The sequence below is a fragment of the Acidobacteriota bacterium genome, assembly GCA_019347945.1.
GTDB lineage: Bacteria > Acidobacteriota > Thermoanaerobaculia > Gp7-AA8 > JAHWKK01 > JAHWKK01.
The window spans coordinates 109,802-127,563 of sequence record JAHWKK010000008.1 but is presented as its reverse complement, the minus strand read 5'-3'; the positions used below and the strand labels follow the sequence as shown (position 1 = coordinate 127,563).

Below are 17,762 nucleotides of genomic sequence, written 5' to 3'. Positions count from 1 at the left end.
CGCGTACGACAGCTTTCAGCCGTCCGTCTCTCCGTCTTCGCTCGGTGACGGGAGGATCAGGGTCGAGTCGCCACTCTTCCCGTCCACGACCGTCCCGTACGAAAAGAACGATCCCTCCTTCGAGCTCAGGATGAGGTAGGCATTCTCCGAGCCGTTCGTGGACACGCCCAGGAAAGCGAAGATCGTGTTCGCCTGAAACCACTCGAGCGGTGCGAACAGGCGGCTCCCCTCACCGATGAGCAAACCATTCTCGTCGTAAAGAGAGAAACGAATCTCGATCGGATTCGGCCCCGGGTTGAAAGCGCCGACGTTGGAGCGGTACTTCGGACTGTTCGACAGTCCCGGAATGATCGCCTTCGCGAGCGTCTCCGTTGCCGGTTGAGCGGCAATGGAGAGACCCGAGGTTCCGACCGAAGGATCGGCAGGATCGTTGTAGGTTCTGCTCGTCGCCACAAAGCCCGAGGTGGCGGTCAGCTTCAAAGCCCCTCCGCCACTTCGTCCGAACTCCGTCGCAACGATGTCGCGCAGATGCCTCTGCGATCTCGCCTGTACCAGAAACACTTTTGCGAGAGGCGACTGCCCGGAAGAGGGAGGCGGAAGATGGGTCGCCTCGACCTCGAGCAGGGAAGAATGTGGATTCTGAATCCAGACATCAGTACGAAAGAACGTTCCACCCGAACCCGCGTTGCTGGCTGCGACGGGGATGAATAACGTCGTGATCACCGGTTCGGGCGTGTTCTCCTCCAGCGAAAACGACAGTCCATTCAACTGCTGGCCAGCGACCGCCGTGACCGTCGGACTGCTCTCGAAAGTCGAGACGTTGCCGAGAAAGCCCGGGACGAACCGTTTTTCCGGATCGACTCCACCGAGCTTGTACGTACCGGCCGGCACTGCCACCGAATATCGGCCGCTCGAGTCCGTCACCGCCGAAACCACGACTGTTCCGGCGAGGTCATAGACGAACACCCATACATTTTCGAGAGGACCCCCGGTCTTCCGGTTCGTGATCGTTCCGGAGATGCGCCCGCCGAGCTGAAGACTGAAATCGAGCGGCAGGTTGCTCGTCACCTGCACGGTCAGGGCACCTCCGAACGAGAGGGCGTCGTCGAAAAACTGCGTCGCGAGAATCTGGCGCTCGTCGTACGCCGCGAACTTGTACGTACCCGCGGGCAGGACCAGCGAATACGTACCCGTCGGTGAGACCTTTTGATAGCCGCGCCGGCTTCCGTTGAGATTGTAGGCCGCGACCACGACATCCGAGAGGCTGATTCCCGCGGGCACACGGACGGTCCCTGATACGAAGTATCCCTTCTCGAGCCGGAAATCGATGTTCTGAATCGTACTCCCCGGCGGCACGCCGACCTCGGCCGAGGTCTCGAATGACGAAGCGTCCCGATAGAAGCTCGTCGCGAACGCCCCGTCCCGATCGTATGCGAGCAGCTTGTAGGTCGCGCTCGAAAGCGCAAGGGTGTAACTTCCGTCGCTACTCGTGACCTCGCTGGCGATCTCCGCGCCGCTGAGGCTGTACGCGCTTACCACCATCCCCTGTATCCCGACGCCGGTGCTGGTCCTGACATGACCAGTGACGAAGCTCGTTTGCGCCGCCGCGGGCAGTGCGGCCGCCAGAGCCAGAAGCAAAGTTCCCGGGACCAGAGCCCAATGTCGAATCGATCTCACCATCTCGATGCTTTTGCAACCTCCCTCGAGACGATCTCCGTCGCGCGCTCGCTCTGAGTCAGGCTCCAGTCGAGCGGCCATTCCGTGGAGATTGAACGGTCCGCCGCCGCATTGAAGAACACCACCGCTCGCACACGCCCGTAGTGATGATTCAATTGATAGAACGCCTGCTGGTACCACGCGGCCATATTGCCCCCTTCGTCGAGAGTGCCGAATTCGCTGATCATGATCGGTTTGTCGAGCGATATCAGCGTCGGGTACGCCTTTTCGAGTATCTGATGAAAACTCCACCATCGCGACCAGGACGCTACATTGCCGTAATTGAGAACTCCCACCCCGATCCAGTCGACATATTCGTCCCCCGGATAGTAGTACTCGAGCCAGGGCATCGAAACGTGAGGCGACCAGATCCAGAGAACATTCGTGGCCTCCATCTTCTGGAAGATCTGATGGACGCGGATCCATGCGGCGACGAAATCCGTTGGCCGGTTGCCGTTCTGGGGTCCCCACGGGTAACGGTACGGATCGTTCATTTCGTGTGCGAAGCGGACGAATATCGGCTTGCCATACGCCGCGGCCTCGCGGGCCCAACGGACGACGTAAAAATCGTAATCGCCTCTTGCGATCGCCTGCATCGAGGCATACTCTCGCTCTTCCCGGCTCGGAAGGTTCGTACGGACCGAATCGTCGAAGTCGACGGTCCACGGCTCCCATGTGATCAGCGGAACCGAGCCCATGCTCGCGATCGTTTCGACCATCCGTCTCGGAAACTGCTGGTCCGGCCGGTCGCCCCAGGCGTTGTAGAAGGAGATGATCGGAAACTTGAAGTCGAGCTCGTCCTCGAGCCGGTTGAAGCCGGCGAACGTTCCCGGAAACCCGCCGTCGTAGGCCCCGAACAGTGTTCTCGGGGGATCTTTCAGCTGATCGACCGAATCGAGCACCGGACGCAGCGGCTCGAGATAATCCAGCCGCGACGAATGCCGCACTCTCCGTACGGCGTCCCCCTCCGCATCCGAGAAGAACTGACCGACTCGGGCCACGCTGACTCCAAGCCTGTCGACCCCCGCCTGGTAGAGCCGGTCGAGACCGAGGTGGAATGCCACGCCGATCAGGGCGAACCATCCGAGAGCGAACGCGAAGAGCTGATATCGTCCGCGGTCCGTCATGACTCGCTCCGAACAAGGGTCCTGTCCTGCCACGCGGCGTAGAGACGCCCGCTCATCATGATCACATTGGCCGTGAGGAAGGCCATCATGCCGAAAGTGACCTCGGTCGTGATGCGCACCTCCGCCTCGGGTAGCAGGTACAACCTGGAGTAGATCGTCCAGACGATGGTAGCCGCAGACAAGGCGATGACCGTCAGGGGAACTCGCGCCATCACCAGGAACCTCCCGGTCCGGCGCCTCTTCTCAGTCGGTATGTAGGGGACATCCACACGAGCCAACGCCAGAACCAAGCCATGAAGGTGGATGTTCCATAATCCTATCTTTAGAAGCGTACCCCGCCAGTGCCAGCCGCGCTCCCTCGCCGGGTCGCAGAGCCACTCGTGAACAAATCGGTAGATCAACAGACCGAAGAGACCTACGGGAACTGCATGCCGGAGGTAGTCCATGATCAGCATCGCCGCGGGATTCTGGCCGAGCCACAGATACAGCAGAGGAATCGTGAAGTAGATCAGGCTGGTGACTCCGACGAAGTAATAGCTGCCGATCATCAGATACGAGATCCGCTGATGCGGCGTGAGCCTGGTGAAAAGGCGCGGGTACTCCCGAAAGAGGACTTCGTGGACGCCTCGCGACCACTTCAGCTGCTGCTTCGCAAACGAGCTCAGATCCGCTGGCACGAGACCACGGGAAACGATCTCCGGTACGTAGACCGATTTCCAGCCGGCCGCATGCAATCGGATCGAAGTGACCAGATCCTCGGCGAGCCCGATTCCATGGCCACCGATCGACTCGAGCGCCTCCCGCCGGAAGGTGCAATTCGCACCGATCGCGACCGTCGTGCCCGTACCGTGCATTCCCTGCATGATCGGACCGTAAAAGGCGAAAGTCTGCTCCGCTGCCGCTCGCGCCACGAACGACTCCCCGGGATTGTGATACGCCTGTGAAACCTGTACGAATCCCACCTCCGGATTCTCGAACTGGCCGAGTACACGATCGAGAAACTCGGGAAACGGGATGTGGTCGGGATCGAGAACGAGAATGAAATCCTCATCGGTCCGCCGCAGCGCCTCATTGATCTTTCCGGCTTTCGCACCCGGGACGCCGACGATCTCGAGGTGAACCGCCCCCTTTTCGGCGGCCAGCTCGGCGAATCGCGGGTCCCGTGTGTCGTCCAGCAGATACGTCTGATGAGGGTAACGGATCTGCCGGGCAGCTTCGAGGGTCCGGACGAACATCTCGTAAGGCTCCCCCGGGCTCGAAGTAATGAAGATCGCCACACTCATTCCTTCGGGCGGCTCGATATAGGGGGGGTGCTCGATGTGAAACGCGTTGTACCACCCGACGATGATCCGGAACACTCCGTACCAGGTGGCGAGCGACAGGAGTGCAAAAAGGACCGGCTGATTGATGTGGCGAGGCTGAAACCACCACAGAGCAAACACAACGACGCTCTGCAGGCCGAGAAAGATCAGCGTCATCAGCGCCCAGCGGTGCCATCCTCGAATCGGCGCCGCTCTTCGGTGGCGAAAGATCTCAGAATCGTCTGACCAGGGTTGCACCAATCTCCTCGAACTCGTATTCGGCGCTCAGCCAGCGATCGTACCTGAGCTGAAGACTGAACCTGGGCCACTCCCTCTCGATCGCCGCACGCAGAGACCAGGGCTCGAAGCTGCGGTTGAAGTTCACGGAAAACGGATTCGAAGGGAAGGGGAAAAATCCGCGATCGGGCCCGAAGGTAAGCGCTTCGTCCCGAGCCGTTCCATACGTCCCATCCACCCTCCAACCCGTCACCGGGCCGATCTTTCCATTCATCGACAGCAGCAACCTCGCTTCGCGAAGATCGATCGGAGTCCAGTATGGATCGTATCTTCCCTCGTAGCTGTAGGCGAAGCCACCCCCCCGGAGCGGCACCGACTCGATCGAATCCAGCCGGAAGCGGTTTACATCCGTATCCGCGTAGAGCGCCGACACGCCGGCGGAGAAACGAACCGGCTCGTCGAAAATCGGAGCGAGCACGTAACCGCTCGCGGACGCACCTTCATTTCCGTCGCTGAAGTCGAGAGCTCGCGCCTGAACCTCTGCAAACCACCCCTTCCGGTCGAGCGACCAGCGAAGTCCCGTCGAGGCAACCCAGGGATGATCGTCGAGCGAGGTCACCGTCCGGATCAGCTCATCTCTCCGATGGAAGGCCTGGAGCGTCGAAGCAGGGGTGATCCTTCTCGTGACCGCGGCCCTTCCCAGCCAGACCGTCTCGCCGTCGGCGAAGCGGAAGGGCCTCACCGCTCCCTCGAGCGACAGTCCGAGAGCCGGGATACCGATCTCGGAGGCGATCTCGATACTCGCCGTTTCGCCCTCGAGCAGTCCGGACGCCGGCAGCCCGCGCCCCTCCCCCTCCAATCGGCTTCCCTCCGCAGTCACGGTCCATTTGGTCAGCGGATCCGAGAAAAAAATTGCGCTGATCTCCGCATGAGTGGCATCGTAGGGTTGATCGTCCGAGCGGAAGAAAGCGGTTGTCGTCAGTAAAGACCTCGCCGCTACCCGGATCGCTGCGAGATCAACCCGCGCCTGATCCCTCGCGGGATCGGCCGCGATCACCCTCTCGAAGAGACGCTCCGCAGATCTGAAATCTCCCGCCCAGTACTCGGTCCTCGCCAGACCTTCGAGCGCATCGATATCCCCCGGATCTTCGGCGAGCAACAGTCGATACTGTTCGATGGCCGCTCCGTAGTCCCCTTGCCATTGAAGCGTCCGAGCGAGCCCGATTCGGACGCGCCTGCTCGGTTCGCGTTCGGCGAGCTCGATGAAAAGCGCCTCCGCCTCTTCGAACCGTCCGCCCCACGAGAGCGTTTCCGCGAGCATGATTCGCAACTCGCGATCGTTCGGAGCTCGCTCGAGAGCACGACGAAGCAGCGAGATCGCTTCCTCCCATCGCCCGGCCGACTGATGAGCCTCGATCTGCTGAATCAGAACCGGCCGCTCCGGGACGCGCTGCGGTTCCACTGCTTCGAGCGTACTGGCCCCGACGAGCAGCGTCAGGACTGCTGCGCCTATGAGCCGGATGCCTCTTCCTGATCTGTGAGCGGAGTCGATCACGAAGGCGCAGTCTATCCTGCTGGAATTGCCCGTTTCATCAGCGGAGGTCAGGAAGGCGAGCCGATCAGCCTGCGCAAGCGACGCTCTCCGCCGCGTTCGGTTCGGCTCCCCACTGTTTTGGTCGCTTTCTCCTGTATTCTTTTCGCGTGACGTCCGACATTTCCGGCTCCGGGAGCCAGGTCTGCCTGATCACGGGCGCGTCGAGCGGGATTGGGCGCGCGCTCGCCATGGAGCTCGCCAGACGGGGGTTCCGCGTGGCGGCAGCCTCGCGGAGGACCGGACTGCTCGAGCGTCTCGTCGACGAGATCGGGGTCCGAAATGGCGAGGCAATCGCGATCGAAATGGACGTCACCGATCCCGAATCGGTCGAGCGTGGAGTGGCCGAGACCCGTGAACGCCTCGGAAAGATCGATCTGGTCGTGGCCAACGCCGGCGTGAGCGTCCCGATGACGGTGCGGAAAATGGAAGGGCACGACGCGCGGATCATCTCCAGAACGAACTTCGAGGGCCTGCTCAATCTCTACGCCGCGACGGTCCCTCGTATGGTCGAGGACGAAGATGGACATTTCGTCGGCATCTCCTCTGTGTCGTCATTTCGAGGAGTGCCGGGGATGGCGGTCTATTCGGCGACGAAGGCCGCGGTCAGGGCGTTTCTCGAGGCCGCGCGCGTCGAGCTCATCGGCACCGGGGTCGACGTGACGATCATCAACCCGGGATTCGTCCGGACCGAAATGACCGACGGAGCGCGATTCCGAATGCCATTCATCATGTCGGCCGAGAAAGCGTCGGGAATCATCGCGGGGGCGATCGAGCGACGCCGGGCCGAGCTGAGCTTTCCCCTCCCGACGGTACTGATGATGCGTCTGATCCGGTTGATGCCCATCCCCCTCTTCGACCGGCTCACGCGACCCTTCGCTGCACGACGGAGCCGTTCTCGTGAGTAGTCCTCGTGTCCGGATCGTCGAAGACGACGTCTACCTCGACGGACTCGCAACTACGGTCGCCGAGGTGGTCGAGGAGTGGGGCGGCGAAGTCGTCGAGACCGCGCCCGGGTCGATGACTTTCCGTCTCGGACCCGAGGATCACGCGCCGGGCGGGACGGTGTCATGGTCGGGTTCCGGGCACGGATCGGTGGAGCTCCGGGCGGATCCGGTTCTCGAGCGTCCCGGGAGAGGACGGGTCGCACTACTCGCCCTCGGCGCATTCGGAGCGCTCCTGTGGCTGATGTGGCCCTTCATGGGAGCACTCGTCCCTCTCTCGTGGACCGGAGGTGTGATCGCGATCTGCGTCTGGTTCATGGCACGCCGCGCGGGAACCGGAGGAGCCGCGACCCGGATGATCAGGACGGTCGTCGCCGAACAGCATGCCCGGGAAATCGAGGAGAAGAGTGAAGGGTGAAGGGTGAAGAGTGAAGAGTGAAAGCAGGACGAGCCGTGGTGGGCTCGTGAAGCAACGCACCGCTCAACACGGACTCACGCGCCTGCCAACCCCGCTCGCGAGCCGTAGTGATCGGACCCCGCTGCATGAGGTCTTCTTTCACTCTTCACCCTTCACTCTTCACTCTTCGCCTCTCCATCCTCTGCTATCATTCAGGCCCCGCGCACCGGCGCCGGTATTTTTCTCTGATCAGGAGCATCTTTCGTGACGCAATTTCCAGGTGTTGACTACATGCTCATCGACTCGCTCTTTTCGGAAGAGGAGCTGATGATTCGCCAGACCGTTCGCGATTTCGTCGACGAAGAGGTCCTTCCCATCATCGAGGAAGCCCATCGTGAGGAGAAGTTTCCCCGCCATCTGATCAGCCAGATGGCCGAGATGGGGCTGTTCGGCTCGACGATCGACGAATATGGTCTTCCCGGACTGAACAACGTCGCCTACGGCCTGATCATGCAGGAGCTCGAGCGAGGCGATTCCGGCCTTCGCTCGTTCGTGTCGGTGCAGTCCGCGCTCGTGATGTATCCGATCTACACATATGGCTCGAAGGAACAGAAAGACAAATGGATCCCGAAGCTCGCCTCGGGCGAAGCGATCGGCTGTTTCGGTCTCACCGAGCCGGACTTCGGGTCGAACCCCGGAGGGATGCGTACCCATGCGAAGCGCGACGGAGATTCATGGATTCTGAACGGCGCGAAGTCGTGGATCACCAATGGTTCGATCGCCGATGTCGCGGTCGTCTGGGCGAAGGCCGAAGGGGGGATACGAGGCTTCCTCGTCGAAAAGGACACACCCGGCTTCAGCACTGCCTACCACATGGGCAAGTTCTCGCTCCGCGCGTCGGTGACCTCGCAACTGTTCTTCGACAACTGCAGGATTCCCGACGCCAACGTTCTGCCGGAGACCTCGACGCTCAAACATCCTCTCGGCTGCCTGAACCAGGCCCGGTACGGCATCGCCTGGGGCGCTCTCGGAGCCGCGATGGCCGTTTACCAGACCGCCGTCGAGTACTCGAAGTCCCGGATCCAGTTCGCCGGGCAACCGATAGCATCGCATCAGCTCGTTCAGAACAAGCTCGCCTGGATGATCACCGAGATCACCAAGGGACAGCTTCTGGCCTTGCAGCTGGGACGCCTCAAGGATGACGGTAAGCTCCGGCCGCAGCACGTCTCGATGGGCAAGATGAACAATGTCCACATCGCACTCGAGTGCGCGCGCACCGCTCGTGACATTCTCGGTGCGAACGGAATCTCCGACGAGTATCCCGTCATCCGACACATGCTGAATCTCGAATCGGTCAAGACCTACGAGGGAACTCACGACATCCATAATCTCGTCATCGGCCAGGCGGTCACGGGCATCGCGGCATTCAACCCTCCGATGAACGAGGATCAGGCGCAGGCCCGCGAAGCCGAGATGGCGGAATCGAGGTAAGGCCGATGGAACCGAGCCTCGAGATCGGCTTTCTGCGCGCCTCCGAGAAAGCCGCGATCGCCGCCGCGCGAACAATGGGTCGCGGAGACCGGAAGCGTTCCGATCACGTCGCGGTCGAGGCGATGCGGACCGAGTTGAACAAGCTCCGGATGAACGGCCGGATCGTCATCGGCGAAGGAGAACGGGACAAGGCTCCAATGCTTTACGTCGGCGAGGAGCTGGGCCGCAACGACACCGATGACCGCCGGGAATGCCCCGAGATCGACATTGCGGTCGATCCGCTGGAAGGAACCAACCTCTGCGCCACCGGCACGCCAAACTCGATCGCCGTCCTCGCCGCTTCCGAGCGAGGCGGCCTGCTCAACGCGCCCGACGTCTACATGGACAAGATCTGCGTCGGTCATACGGCAGCCGGAAAAGTCGATCTCGAGGCGTCCGTGCGCGATAACCTCCAGGCAATCGCCGAGTCCTTCGGCCGCGACATCAATGAGCTGACCATCGTCATTCTCGACCGGGAACGCCATGCAGGACTCATCTCAGAGGTGCGCGAAGCAGGGGCTCGCATCAAGCTGATCACCGACGGCGACCTCTCCGGTGGAATCGCCGCAGCGGTACGGGGAACCGGCATTCACGCGATGATGGGAATCGGCGGCGCTCCCGAGGGAGTGCTCACGGCGGCGGCGATGCGATGTCTCAATGGCGTGATGATCGGCCGTCTTCACCCTCTCGAGAAATGGCAGGAAAATCGTCTCGCGGAGATGGGATTCGATGATTACGGGAAAGTTTACGACACGAAGGATCTCGCCTCCGGCGACGACATCATCTTCTCTGCGAGCGGGGTGACCGACGGCGACCTCCTTCGGGGAGTCCGCTTCTTCGCCCACGGCATCCGCGTCTCTTCAATCTTTCTGTCGCTCAAGACCCAGACGATCCGGTTCGTCGACACGATCTACCAGGAGGAGGGCGGCGAGCTCACGGTCTCCTTCAGCTGAGAGAGACAGGATACGAGGATGTAAGGATTTGGGGATATGAGGGTTTGAGGCAGTTACAGCCGACACTCCTGAACATCCTTCGCTCTCATATCCTCACATCCTCATATCCTTCTCCATTCCCCTCCCCAAAGATGCGGAAAACCTCGAAACGAAGTCGAAGACGTCGACGGCTGCTCATCGTCGCCGGGTTGGCTGCAGGTTCGGCTGCAGGTGTCTACATTGCGGCGGAAATGGACCTCGCCCGGGAGCGCGCAGCACGGGACTATCTCGGCGACCTTCTCTATACCGAAGTTCGGGGCTCGGGGAGCCCGGTCGTTTTCATCGCGGGCCTTCAGGGCTCCACCAGGTACTGGGGCCAGAGCTTCGACTCTCTGGCCGGTGAGCACCGGCTGATCTTTGTCGATGCGCTCGGCTTTGGCCGCTCGCCATGGCCTGCCGGGATCGACTACTCGCTCGACGATCACATCGAGGCTCTCCGCCGCACACTCATCGCCAACGATGCAACCAGACAGCTCACGCTCGTAGCCCACTCGTTCGGTACGATCCTGGCCGCCAATTACGCGGCCCGGTTCCTGGGGGAGGTCTCCCGAGTCGTCCTCATGGGAACGCCGGTGTTTGCGGACGGAGAGCAGGCACGGCGCGGGATTCGTAGGCTGACGAAGCTAGGCGCGCTGCTGATGTTCAATGACACGCTGGCACGCATCTCCTGCACGGCGATGTGTGCCTTCCGCCCTCTGCTTCGGCGTCTCCTGCCATCTCTTCGCCCGCACCTCGATGCGGGTGTCGTCTCCGACTCCGTGCTCCACCACCTGCCGGCCGTCGATGGTGCAGTCAACCGAATTCTGCTTCGGGTGCCGGTTCAAGAGGCGCTGCAGGAGATCGGTGGCAGGGCGGTGCTCATCCACGGCCGGGCAGATGCAGTCACTCCAGTCGAAGATGCCCGTCGCGTTGCCGAGCAGACGGGAGCCCAGCTCATTGAGGTGCCGGGCGATCATCAGAGCTACTTCCGGGAAGGAATAGAGCCGGTTCATGCGGCGATGCACGCTGCAGGAAGTGACGGTACGCCAGCAGCACAATGAGGCTCCTGGAATGCGCCGTTAGAGACAACCTCGATCACCCGGGCAGATCCTTTCATCGGTCGTCTCCTGGGACGGTACCGAGTCCGAGTCGTAGCCCGCGCCGCCGCAATCACCGAGCAGGGCCTGGCTCTCAACAGAAACTCCCTCCGCCCCGGGAATCCACCGAAGCCTTTCACTCTTACGGGGGACCATGAAGCGATCGGTCGGACTCTTCGCGCTGGGATTGATCGCGCTCGTTCTCATCGCACTCGGGGCTCTCGCGTGGACGCAGACACGGGCAGGAATCAGCGCCCGTGAGGAACCATCTGCGCTCGAAGCGGCTCTCGCCCGAGCGATGCGCACCCTGGCCATTCCCGCCGATGCGAAAGAGCTGGAGAATCCGCTCGAGCCGTCAGACACGGTGCTTGTGTCCGCTCGCGCCCACTGGGCAGACCACTGTGCCTCATGTCACGGGAATGACGGCAAGGGACAGACGGAAATGGGACAGGGGCTGTACCCGAAGGCTCCTGACATGACCCACCCGGACACCCAGTCGCTCAGCGACGGCGAGCTCGCCTACATCATCCGCAACGGCATCCGACTCACCGGGATGCCGGCCTGGGGAGAGCCCGGAACGCCGCCGAGCGAGGCGGACTGGGAGCTCGTCCACTTCATCCGGCACCTTCCAGAAATCACATCCGAGGAGCTCGAGCAGATGGAAGCGATGAACCCCGTCAGCCTTCACGAACTGGAAGAGCAGCGGGCGATGGAAGCGTTCCTCGCGGGTGAAGACGTCGAGACCAATAACGAAGCTCCGCCACTCCACGGGGAGCGGGGCCACCATCACTGAGATCCAGAAACCAGGGAGAGAGCATTGAGAACACTTCATGCAGTCGCCATCGCCCTCATACTGGTTGTTCCGGTCATCGCTTTCGCACACGGAAGCGGCCATGTCATGGGAACGATCGAGAAGTTCGAGGACGATACTCTAACAGTGACGTCTACCGACGGCGACGTCGTCTCGGTCCGCCTGACAGGCGACACCGTGATCTTAAAAGGAAAGAATCCTGGAAGCCGTGAGGACATCCAGGCCGGTAGCCGCGTGGTCGTTCATTACGCCAAAGACAAGACGGCGGCCGAGATCCATCTGCCAGCCGGGGACAGGTCATGAAGAGCAAGACGATCCTGCTGCTTGCCCTGCTGATCACCTTTGGAGCCGAGGCCGTTGAGCGCACGGATGGACCGGCCGAGGTCGTGGCCTCTTTTCACCGGGCGCTCGAGTCGGGGAACGCGGAAGCAGCGCTCGGTCATCTCGCACCGGACGTCGTCATTTACGAGACCGGAGGTGTCGAGGCGTCGCGCGACGAGTACGCTTCGCACCATCTGCACTCCGATATGAAATTTCTCCGCTCGGTCGAAACTACGATTGTCGACCAGACGAGCGGAATTGACGGTGAACATGCCTGGATCCTGACGAGAACCGAGACGAGCGGGACCTTCGGTAAAAAGACCATTGATCTCACGGGAACCGAGACGATGCTCCTGAGGAAGTCGCCGGAGGGGTGGAAGATCATCCACATCCATTGGTCGTCACGCTCGAGGAGCGCGGATCACTGACGAGTACCATCTCAAAAGGAGCTGCATCATGAACTTCCAGAGCGCGCTTGCACTGCTCGTTGTCGTGTCGATCGGATGCGCACCCGTACAGTCGGCGAACGACGGCGCGGCGGGCACTTCATCCTCGGAAGCGAGCGTCGATTACCAGTCGCTGATTACGCATCTCCGTGACTCGGGGTTGGGCGTCGAACCAGCCGGAGAGGTCGAGCAACCGTTCTTCACACCGAAGGCAAAGGTCATCCGTATCGAAGACTCAGGTGAGGCACAGGTCTACCAGTACGCGCCGCGCGGCATCATCGATGATGCTTGGATCGAGCGTGGTGTAGTCCCACCACTCGGGAGTGATCTTGCTCACCCGCCGCGTCATCGGACGTCTCCGGGGAGAGGACGAGACGGATCGAGCGCGAAATCGGTGAGCGCCTCGCGCAGCAGATTGTGCTGCGGGTAACCGTGGCCGAGGTGCTGGCGGAACCCTTCGGCGTATTGCACGCCGCATCGAGAACCGTGCTCGCGCGCGAAACTCTCGTTCGTGGCCAAATAGTCATCGATGGCGTGTTGTGCGCGCAGCCACTCGCGTTGACTGGCGTGGCAGGCGAGCGCGCGCTGCCGGACATCGAACGTCGAGGTCACGTCGATCCAGAACGAAGCGACGACGGGATTGCCGTATTTGTCCTTCCCCTCGAACGCGTCGGCGTAGTAGAGCGCGGGAACGCCATTGCGTGTCGGAGGCTCGGCACTGGGAAAAAGCGGAATGCAGGCGCCGAAGCACGCCATCCGGACGAGTTTCGCGGTCTCCTCGTGGTCGATCATGTAGCAGTCCGGCGAGTGGGTGATGACGATGTCGGGAGCGAATTCGCGGAGCGCGTCGGTGACTTTCTCGAGCTGTTCGGGACAGTAGTAGATCGCCAGGTCGCTGAGACCAGCCCACCGATAGCTGCCACCGATCGTCTCCGCCGCGCGTCGCGCTTCTTCGGTGCGCGTCACGCGGACCTCCTCGCGACGTCCCGACGGCGCCCCCATGTCGCCGCCGCTGAGCGTGATGGAGCGAAGCTCCCAGCCGCACTCGGCGAGAAGACGGAGAGTTCCCGCGCAGAGGAACTCCGCGTCGTCAGGATGCGCCATCGCGGCGAGCACTCTCATGCGGCTATCACTCTCGATTGCATGCGGAGCGACCACGACGTGCAAGTTGCGACGACTGTGCCTACAAGTTGAAGGAGCCAATGCTGACAGCGGAACACGCGTCACTCGACAGATTCAGGGACGCGGGTCAGGGAATGCACGTTGCACCGAACTGGGTCGGAGGGAACATACAGCATGAAACGATTCGCGCCTTTTACAGGATTCATTCTCGTTCTGCTCTTTGCCGCCGCAGGATTTGCGAACACCCCGGCGAACGATAGCGCCGGAATGGCGGGCATGCATGGGATGATGCACGGTAGTGATGGGACAGGCGGAATGATGGGTACCTGTCCGATGATGCAGGGCGGCATGGGGATGGGGATGATGATGGTGATGATGCTGCTGATGATCGCATTCTGGATCGCCGCAATCGCCGCGCTCATTGCCCTCACCGTCTTTCTGGTGCGCAAGAGCCGGCAGCTCACACAACCGCCGACTCCATAGAGCTGACGGATGCGATGGGCCGCCTGGATGATCGCTGTCTTCGCGATGCACTTCGCGTGGGAGATGGCGCAGGCGAAGTGGTTTGCGAACATGACGGAGCTGCCGTTCTGGACAGCTACGCTGGTATGCCTTCAGGCCAGCGCCGGGGATGTGGTGATCACCCTGGTGGCTTTCTTCGCCGCGGCCGCAATTGTCGGAACCTCGAAGTGGCCGGTAACACATCTCGCCGCCAGTCCCGTGACGGTCTACCTCACCACGGGTCTCGTCATTACGATCGTGATCGAGATCATCGCCTTGCGTGCCGGCCGCTGGTCGTACGCCGATGACATGCCGACCATTGTCGGCATCGGCGCCCTTCCGCTCGCGCAGTGGATCATCCTCCCGGTCATCGGTCTGGCGCTATTTCGTCTCATCTGGACCCGAGGCCATGAGCAGCTGCTCAGTGGCCGCTGAATGGCGTACGGTTCGCCACGCCCGCACCCCAGACAGCCGACAGTAATTTTGAATCTGGACCGCCGAGACGGAACTGAATCTCATCACAGAGCGGCAGTGGTCGTTCTGTTGTGAATGTCCCGGACCTTACGGAGAGCGTGCGTTGGATCAACTCAGCCAATTTCCGACTGACACACTGGTCAGGGCAGTGGCGCGCGGGAAGGACTACTAGTTGAGTTTTTGACGCGGGTACGCGGCTTCCTGCGCAATCGAGTGATCTTCTATGAGACTACAGACGCAATCGCGGGTCTGAGCCCGGCTCTCCTGTGCTTCGTGCCACAACTGCTGCAGGTCTGCACGGAATAACTGGAGAGCCCGGATCTGCTCATCGACCCAATTGATTTTCTCCTTAGTGAGATTCAGAACGCGATCGCATGGCGACTCGCCTCGGTCGTGCAGGCTCAGGATCTCCCGAATCTCGGCGAGCCTGAGTCCCAGGCCCTTCGCCTTCGTGATGAACCGCAGACGCAGGACTGCCGCGCCGTCGTAAGTCGGTAACCGTTTTCGCTGCGCGGGGGTGGAGGAAGCAGACCACTACTCTCGTAGTATCGTATCGTCACCACTGCGCACGCTTCTGCAAGCTCAGGGCGGTGCCCTGATGCCACGAGCTCGGGGCTGACGAGTATCGGTACGAGTGCGAGAGCGAGAAGAGAAAGAAGCTGGAAACGACGAGCAAGACCCCTGAGTGGTGGGCAAAGACTGGATGGAACGTCAGACCTAGATTTCTGCCGCGTTACGAGCGCCACCATTCACCCAGGCCATGCGCGAAATCACCGGTCGCGAAGACGAGGTTCAGCGCGTCATAAACGGTCCATCGCGGATCAACGATCATACTTCTTCATCTGGCATCGCCCCAGGCTGAGCGGCACGCTCGCGGCGCAGCAACTCCTGCTTGCGCGACGTTCCCCAGCGATATCTTCCGATGCCGCCGCCAGAGGGGACAGCGCGATGGCACGGGATGAGATAGGCAACGCGGTTGCTCGCGCACGCGTTTCCGACGGCCCTAGCGGCGCCCGGCTCGCCGATCTCACTGGCGATCTCGCGGTAGGAACGCGTCGAGCCAGCCGGAATAGCGCGCAGCGCGTTCCAGACGCGCATCTGAAACGTCGTCGCGGCGACTTCCAGGGGAATCCGCTCGGTGCCCGAATCAAACTCGATCGCGCCAATGACGTCGAGCACGAGCTGCCGCATTTCGTCGCCGGCTGCCGGCTGCACATCCGCGTTAGGAAACTCACCGCGGATCATTTCTTCGAGCTCGGCGTCTGTATCACCGAACCAGACAGCGCAGATGCCTCGAACGGTGCCGGCAACGAGAAGGCGTCCGAGCGATGACGCAGCGATGACGTATCGAATACTCAGGTCGGTGCCGCCCCGACGGTAGACTCCGGGAGTCATTCCCAGCGCTTCGCTGCCGCGCTCGTAAATTCTGCTGGTTGATCCGTAGCCCGCCGCGTACGTCGCCGTCAGCACATCGGCCCCGGCCTTGAGGTGCTGCCGCATACTCTCGATCTGTCGCGCTGCCAGATACTGCTTGGGCGACAGACCGAAAGTTTTCTTGAACGTGCGCTGGAGGTGAAATCGGCTCACGCTCAATCTTCTCGCGAGCTGCTCGAGCGACGGTGGGTCGTCGAGGCTCGCCTCGAGCATCTGCCGAGCACGTTCGCTCAGCGAAACTGACTCGTCCCTCGGGTCGCAGCGAAGGCACGGCCGGAAGGCCTCGCTTTCGGCCGCAGCGGGAGTCTCGAAGAAGCGCACATTCTCTCGTCGCGGGCGCCGCGAGGCGCACGACGGCCGGCAATAGATCGAGGTCGTCGTCACGGCGTAAACGAACTCGCCGTCGAAGCGTCTGTCGCGCTCTGCTACAGCCTTCCATGCGAGGTCATGGGTAATCACACTACGATCATAGGGATGCCGGCGCGTCTGGTCCATCCGATTGTTGCGGCGCAATTCGCGAATGAGACAGGCGCTGATGAATTCGACCGCAAGAAGCGGATGGCGACAACTTTTTCGAGCTCTCAAGATGAGTTCAACAAGGAGACAGCCTGTGAATATGCGTATCGTACCGATTCCAACCGCAGTTGCCGAGAGCGTGCGCAGCACGCTTCGCTCTCCGAAATATGGGCATCCCGCGCACACCGAGGTGGCGAAAGGCTACGGGCCCTGCCGTCACTGTCTCCGCTACTTCGATGTCGGAAACGAGGAGCGCATCCTCTTCACCTACGACGCCTTCAGCGATTTGAAGGCGCTGCCGCAGCCCGGCCCTGTGTACATCCATGCGGAACCGTGTCCGCGTTACGAGGAAGACGCCGGCTTCCCGAATCATCTGCTCGCACATCCGCTCACGCTGGTCGCCTATGGCGCGCCACGTGAGCATAGAGAGCAGATCGCGATCGACGGAACAATGCCTGACCTGGCGGTGAAGCGTCTTCTTTCCCGAAATGACGTCGCATATGTTCAAGTGTACGACACGGAAGCGGGATGCTTTGATTTCCGCATTGAACGTGAGGATTCCGAAGGCGCTGGATCGGTCGAGGAGTTCTCTTGTTGATGACACGATTCGACGACGCGCTGGCCGACGACGAATGGCAACAGACCCTGCGGCAGCAGCCATTCGGGCAGCTCATCGCCGTCGGTCCGGATCGGCTTCCGATGGTCGTGCCAGCGCACTTCCGCTATGACGACGCGGGTTTCATCGAGCTTCATCTGCGACGTGACAATCCGATCCTTCCGCTGCTCATGGAGGAGCCGAAGGCGATGTTCACGACGCTCGACGCGCATGTCTACATTCCGTCGACATGGAACGGAGAAGCGGGGCTCCCCAGCGAATGGCGGGCACCAACGAGTTACTACGCATCCGTACAGATAACTGGAAAGGTCGAGGTGATCGGCGATCCTGATGGGATCGCGCAGATTCTTCAGCGGCAGATTGCGCAGATGCAGCCGGAGGGTGGGTACGGCATGATCGCGACCGGAAGCTCACCTTACGGCCGGATGCTGGCCGCGATTCGAGGAGTGCGGCTCGACATCGAGCATGTTCGCTCGAAGTTCAAGTTCGGCGGGAACAAGAGCGACGAGTATGCGGATGCAATCGCGGCGCGGCTTCTCGAGCGAGGAGGCGAGGGAGACGCGCGAGCGCGCGAGCATCTGCTTCGGCGACGCGGCTGACGCACTGGTCA

Annotated in this window: 20 protein-coding genes; 12 read left to right on the top strand and 8 right to left on the bottom strand. The window is 61.5% G+C overall.

Features of this window, described 5'->3' with window-relative positions; all coding sequences use genetic code 11:
• Positions 1-15 precede the first annotated feature (15 nt).
• Genes KY459_07440 through KY459_07425 form a run of 4 tightly spaced genes read right to left on the bottom strand, consistent with a single transcriptional unit; the run spans position 16 to position 5,936 of the window.
• Positions 16-1,677, bottom strand: a complete 1,662-nt coding sequence (locus KY459_07440; GenBank protein ID MBW3564542.1) for a carboxypeptidase-like regulatory domain-containing protein — start codon at positions 1,675-1,677, stop codon at positions 16-18.
• The gene (locus KY459_07435) at positions 1,674-2,843 is read right to left on the bottom strand and encodes a cellulase (protein ID MBW3564541.1); all 1,170 of its coding nucleotides are present in this window, start codon (positions 2,841-2,843) and stop codon (positions 1,674-1,676) included. The genes KY459_07440 and KY459_07435 overlap by 4 nt, the downstream gene beginning before the upstream one ends.
• Positions 2,840-4,402: a glycosyltransferase gene (locus KY459_07430; GenBank protein MBW3564540.1), complete on the bottom strand. Its 1,563-nt coding sequence runs from the start codon at positions 4,400-4,402 to the stop codon at positions 2,840-2,842. The genes KY459_07435 and KY459_07430 overlap by 4 nt, the downstream gene beginning before the upstream one ends.
• Entirely contained in the window at positions 4,377-5,936 is a 1,560-nt protein-coding gene (locus KY459_07425; GenBank protein ID MBW3564539.1) for a tetratricopeptide repeat protein, read from the bottom strand. Before KY459_07425 ends, KY459_07430 begins: the two co-directional genes overlap by 26 nt.
• A 146-nt stretch (positions 5,937-6,082) precedes the next feature.
• Between KY459_07425 and KY459_07420 the strand changes: the two genes are divergently transcribed.
• The 8 genes from KY459_07420 (at position 6,083) to KY459_07385 (ending at position 12,471) form a co-directional block, all read left to right on the top strand.
• Positions 6,083-6,880 (top strand): SDR family NAD(P)-dependent oxidoreductase, encoded by a 798-nt coding sequence (locus KY459_07420; GenBank protein MBW3564538.1) that lies wholly within the window; start codon positions 6,083-6,085, stop codon positions 6,878-6,880.
• Positions 6,873-7,334: a hypothetical protein gene (locus tag KY459_07415; GenBank protein MBW3564537.1), complete on the top strand. Its 462-nt coding sequence runs from the start codon at positions 6,873-6,875 to the stop codon at positions 7,332-7,334. The genes KY459_07420 and KY459_07415 overlap by 8 nt, the downstream gene beginning before the upstream one ends.
• A gap of 270 nt (positions 7,335-7,604) precedes the next feature.
• Positions 7,605-8,804 carry an acyl-CoA dehydrogenase family protein gene (locus tag KY459_07410; protein ID MBW3564536.1) on the top strand — a complete coding sequence of 400 codons (1,200 nt, stop codon included), beginning with the start codon at positions 7,605-7,607 and terminating at the stop codon, positions 8,802-8,804.
• Positions 8,805-8,809: 5 nt separating this feature from the next.
• Positions 8,810-9,796, top strand: coding sequence for a class II fructose-bisphosphatase (glpX, locus tag KY459_07405; GenBank protein ID MBW3564535.1), 987 nt, complete (start codon positions 8,810-8,812; stop codon positions 9,794-9,796).
• Between the two features lie 188 nt (positions 9,797-9,984).
• Complete coding sequence (locus KY459_07400; protein ID MBW3564534.1) at positions 9,985-10,875, top strand: alpha/beta fold hydrolase; 891 nt, start codon at positions 9,985-9,987, stop codon at positions 10,873-10,875.
• 190 nt (positions 10,876-11,065) lie between these two features.
• A complete protein-coding gene (locus tag KY459_07395; protein ID MBW3564533.1) occupies positions 11,066-11,704 on the top strand; it encodes a c-type cytochrome in 639 nt (212 codons plus the stop codon).
• 24 nt (positions 11,705-11,728) lie between these two features.
• Complete coding sequence (locus KY459_07390) at positions 11,729-12,025, top strand: hypothetical protein (GenBank protein ID MBW3564532.1); 297 nt, start codon at positions 11,729-11,731, stop codon at positions 12,023-12,025.
• The gene (locus KY459_07385; protein MBW3564531.1) at positions 12,022-12,471 is read left to right on the top strand and encodes a nuclear transport factor 2 family protein; all 450 of its coding nucleotides are present in this window, start codon (positions 12,022-12,024) and stop codon (positions 12,469-12,471) included. Before KY459_07390 ends, KY459_07385 begins: the two co-directional genes overlap by 4 nt.
• Before the next feature lie 363 nt (positions 12,472-12,834).
• On the opposite strand, the gene KY459_07380 is transcribed toward KY459_07385, so the two are convergent.
• Complete coding sequence (locus tag KY459_07380; protein ID MBW3564530.1) at positions 12,835-13,611, bottom strand: PIG-L family deacetylase; 777 nt, start codon at positions 13,609-13,611, stop codon at positions 12,835-12,837.
• A gap of 174 nt (positions 13,612-13,785) precedes the next feature.
• On the opposite strand from KY459_07380, the gene KY459_07375 reads away from it, so the two are divergent.
• A complete protein-coding gene (locus KY459_07375; protein ID MBW3564529.1) occupies positions 13,786-14,094 on the top strand; it encodes a hypothetical protein in 309 nt (102 codons plus the stop codon).
• Between the two features lie 9 nt (positions 14,095-14,103).
• Entirely contained in the window at positions 14,104-14,547 is a 444-nt protein-coding gene (locus KY459_07370; protein ID MBW3564528.1) for a hypothetical protein, read from the top strand.
• 207 nt (positions 14,548-14,754) lie between these two features.
• Here KY459_07370 and KY459_07365 read toward each other — a convergent pair whose 3' ends face one another.
• The 3 genes from KY459_07365 to ada form a co-directional block, all read right to left on the bottom strand.
• Positions 14,755-15,057: a MerR family DNA-binding protein gene (locus KY459_07365; GenBank protein ID MBW3564527.1), complete on the bottom strand. Its 303-nt coding sequence runs from the start codon at positions 15,055-15,057 to the stop codon at positions 14,755-14,757.
• Positions 14,988-15,335 carry a MerR family DNA-binding transcriptional regulator gene (locus KY459_07360; protein ID MBW3564526.1) on the bottom strand — a complete coding sequence of 116 codons (348 nt, stop codon included), beginning with the start codon at positions 15,333-15,335 and terminating at the stop codon, positions 14,988-14,990. Before KY459_07360 ends, KY459_07365 begins: the two co-directional genes overlap by 70 nt.
• A 79-nt stretch (positions 15,336-15,414) precedes the next feature.
• Positions 15,415-16,479, bottom strand: coding sequence for a bifunctional DNA-binding transcriptional regulator/O6-methylguanine-DNA methyltransferase Ada (ada, locus tag KY459_07355; GenBank protein MBW3564525.1), 1,065 nt, complete (start codon positions 16,477-16,479; stop codon positions 15,415-15,417).
• Positions 16,480-16,540: 61 nt separating this feature from the next.
• On the opposite strand from ada, the gene KY459_07350 reads away from it, so the two are divergent.
• Together KY459_07350 and KY459_07345 are read left to right on the top strand one after the other, a co-directional pair.
• Positions 16,541-17,134 carry a DUF1203 domain-containing protein gene (locus KY459_07350; protein ID MBW3564524.1) on the top strand — a complete coding sequence of 198 codons (594 nt, stop codon included), beginning with the start codon at positions 16,541-16,543 and terminating at the stop codon, positions 17,132-17,134.
• A complete protein-coding gene (locus KY459_07345; GenBank protein MBW3564523.1) occupies positions 17,134-17,751 on the top strand; it encodes an FMN-binding negative transcriptional regulator in 618 nt (205 codons plus the stop codon). Before KY459_07350 ends, KY459_07345 begins: the two co-directional genes overlap by 1 nt.
• Positions 17,752-17,762: the final 11 nt, after the last annotated feature.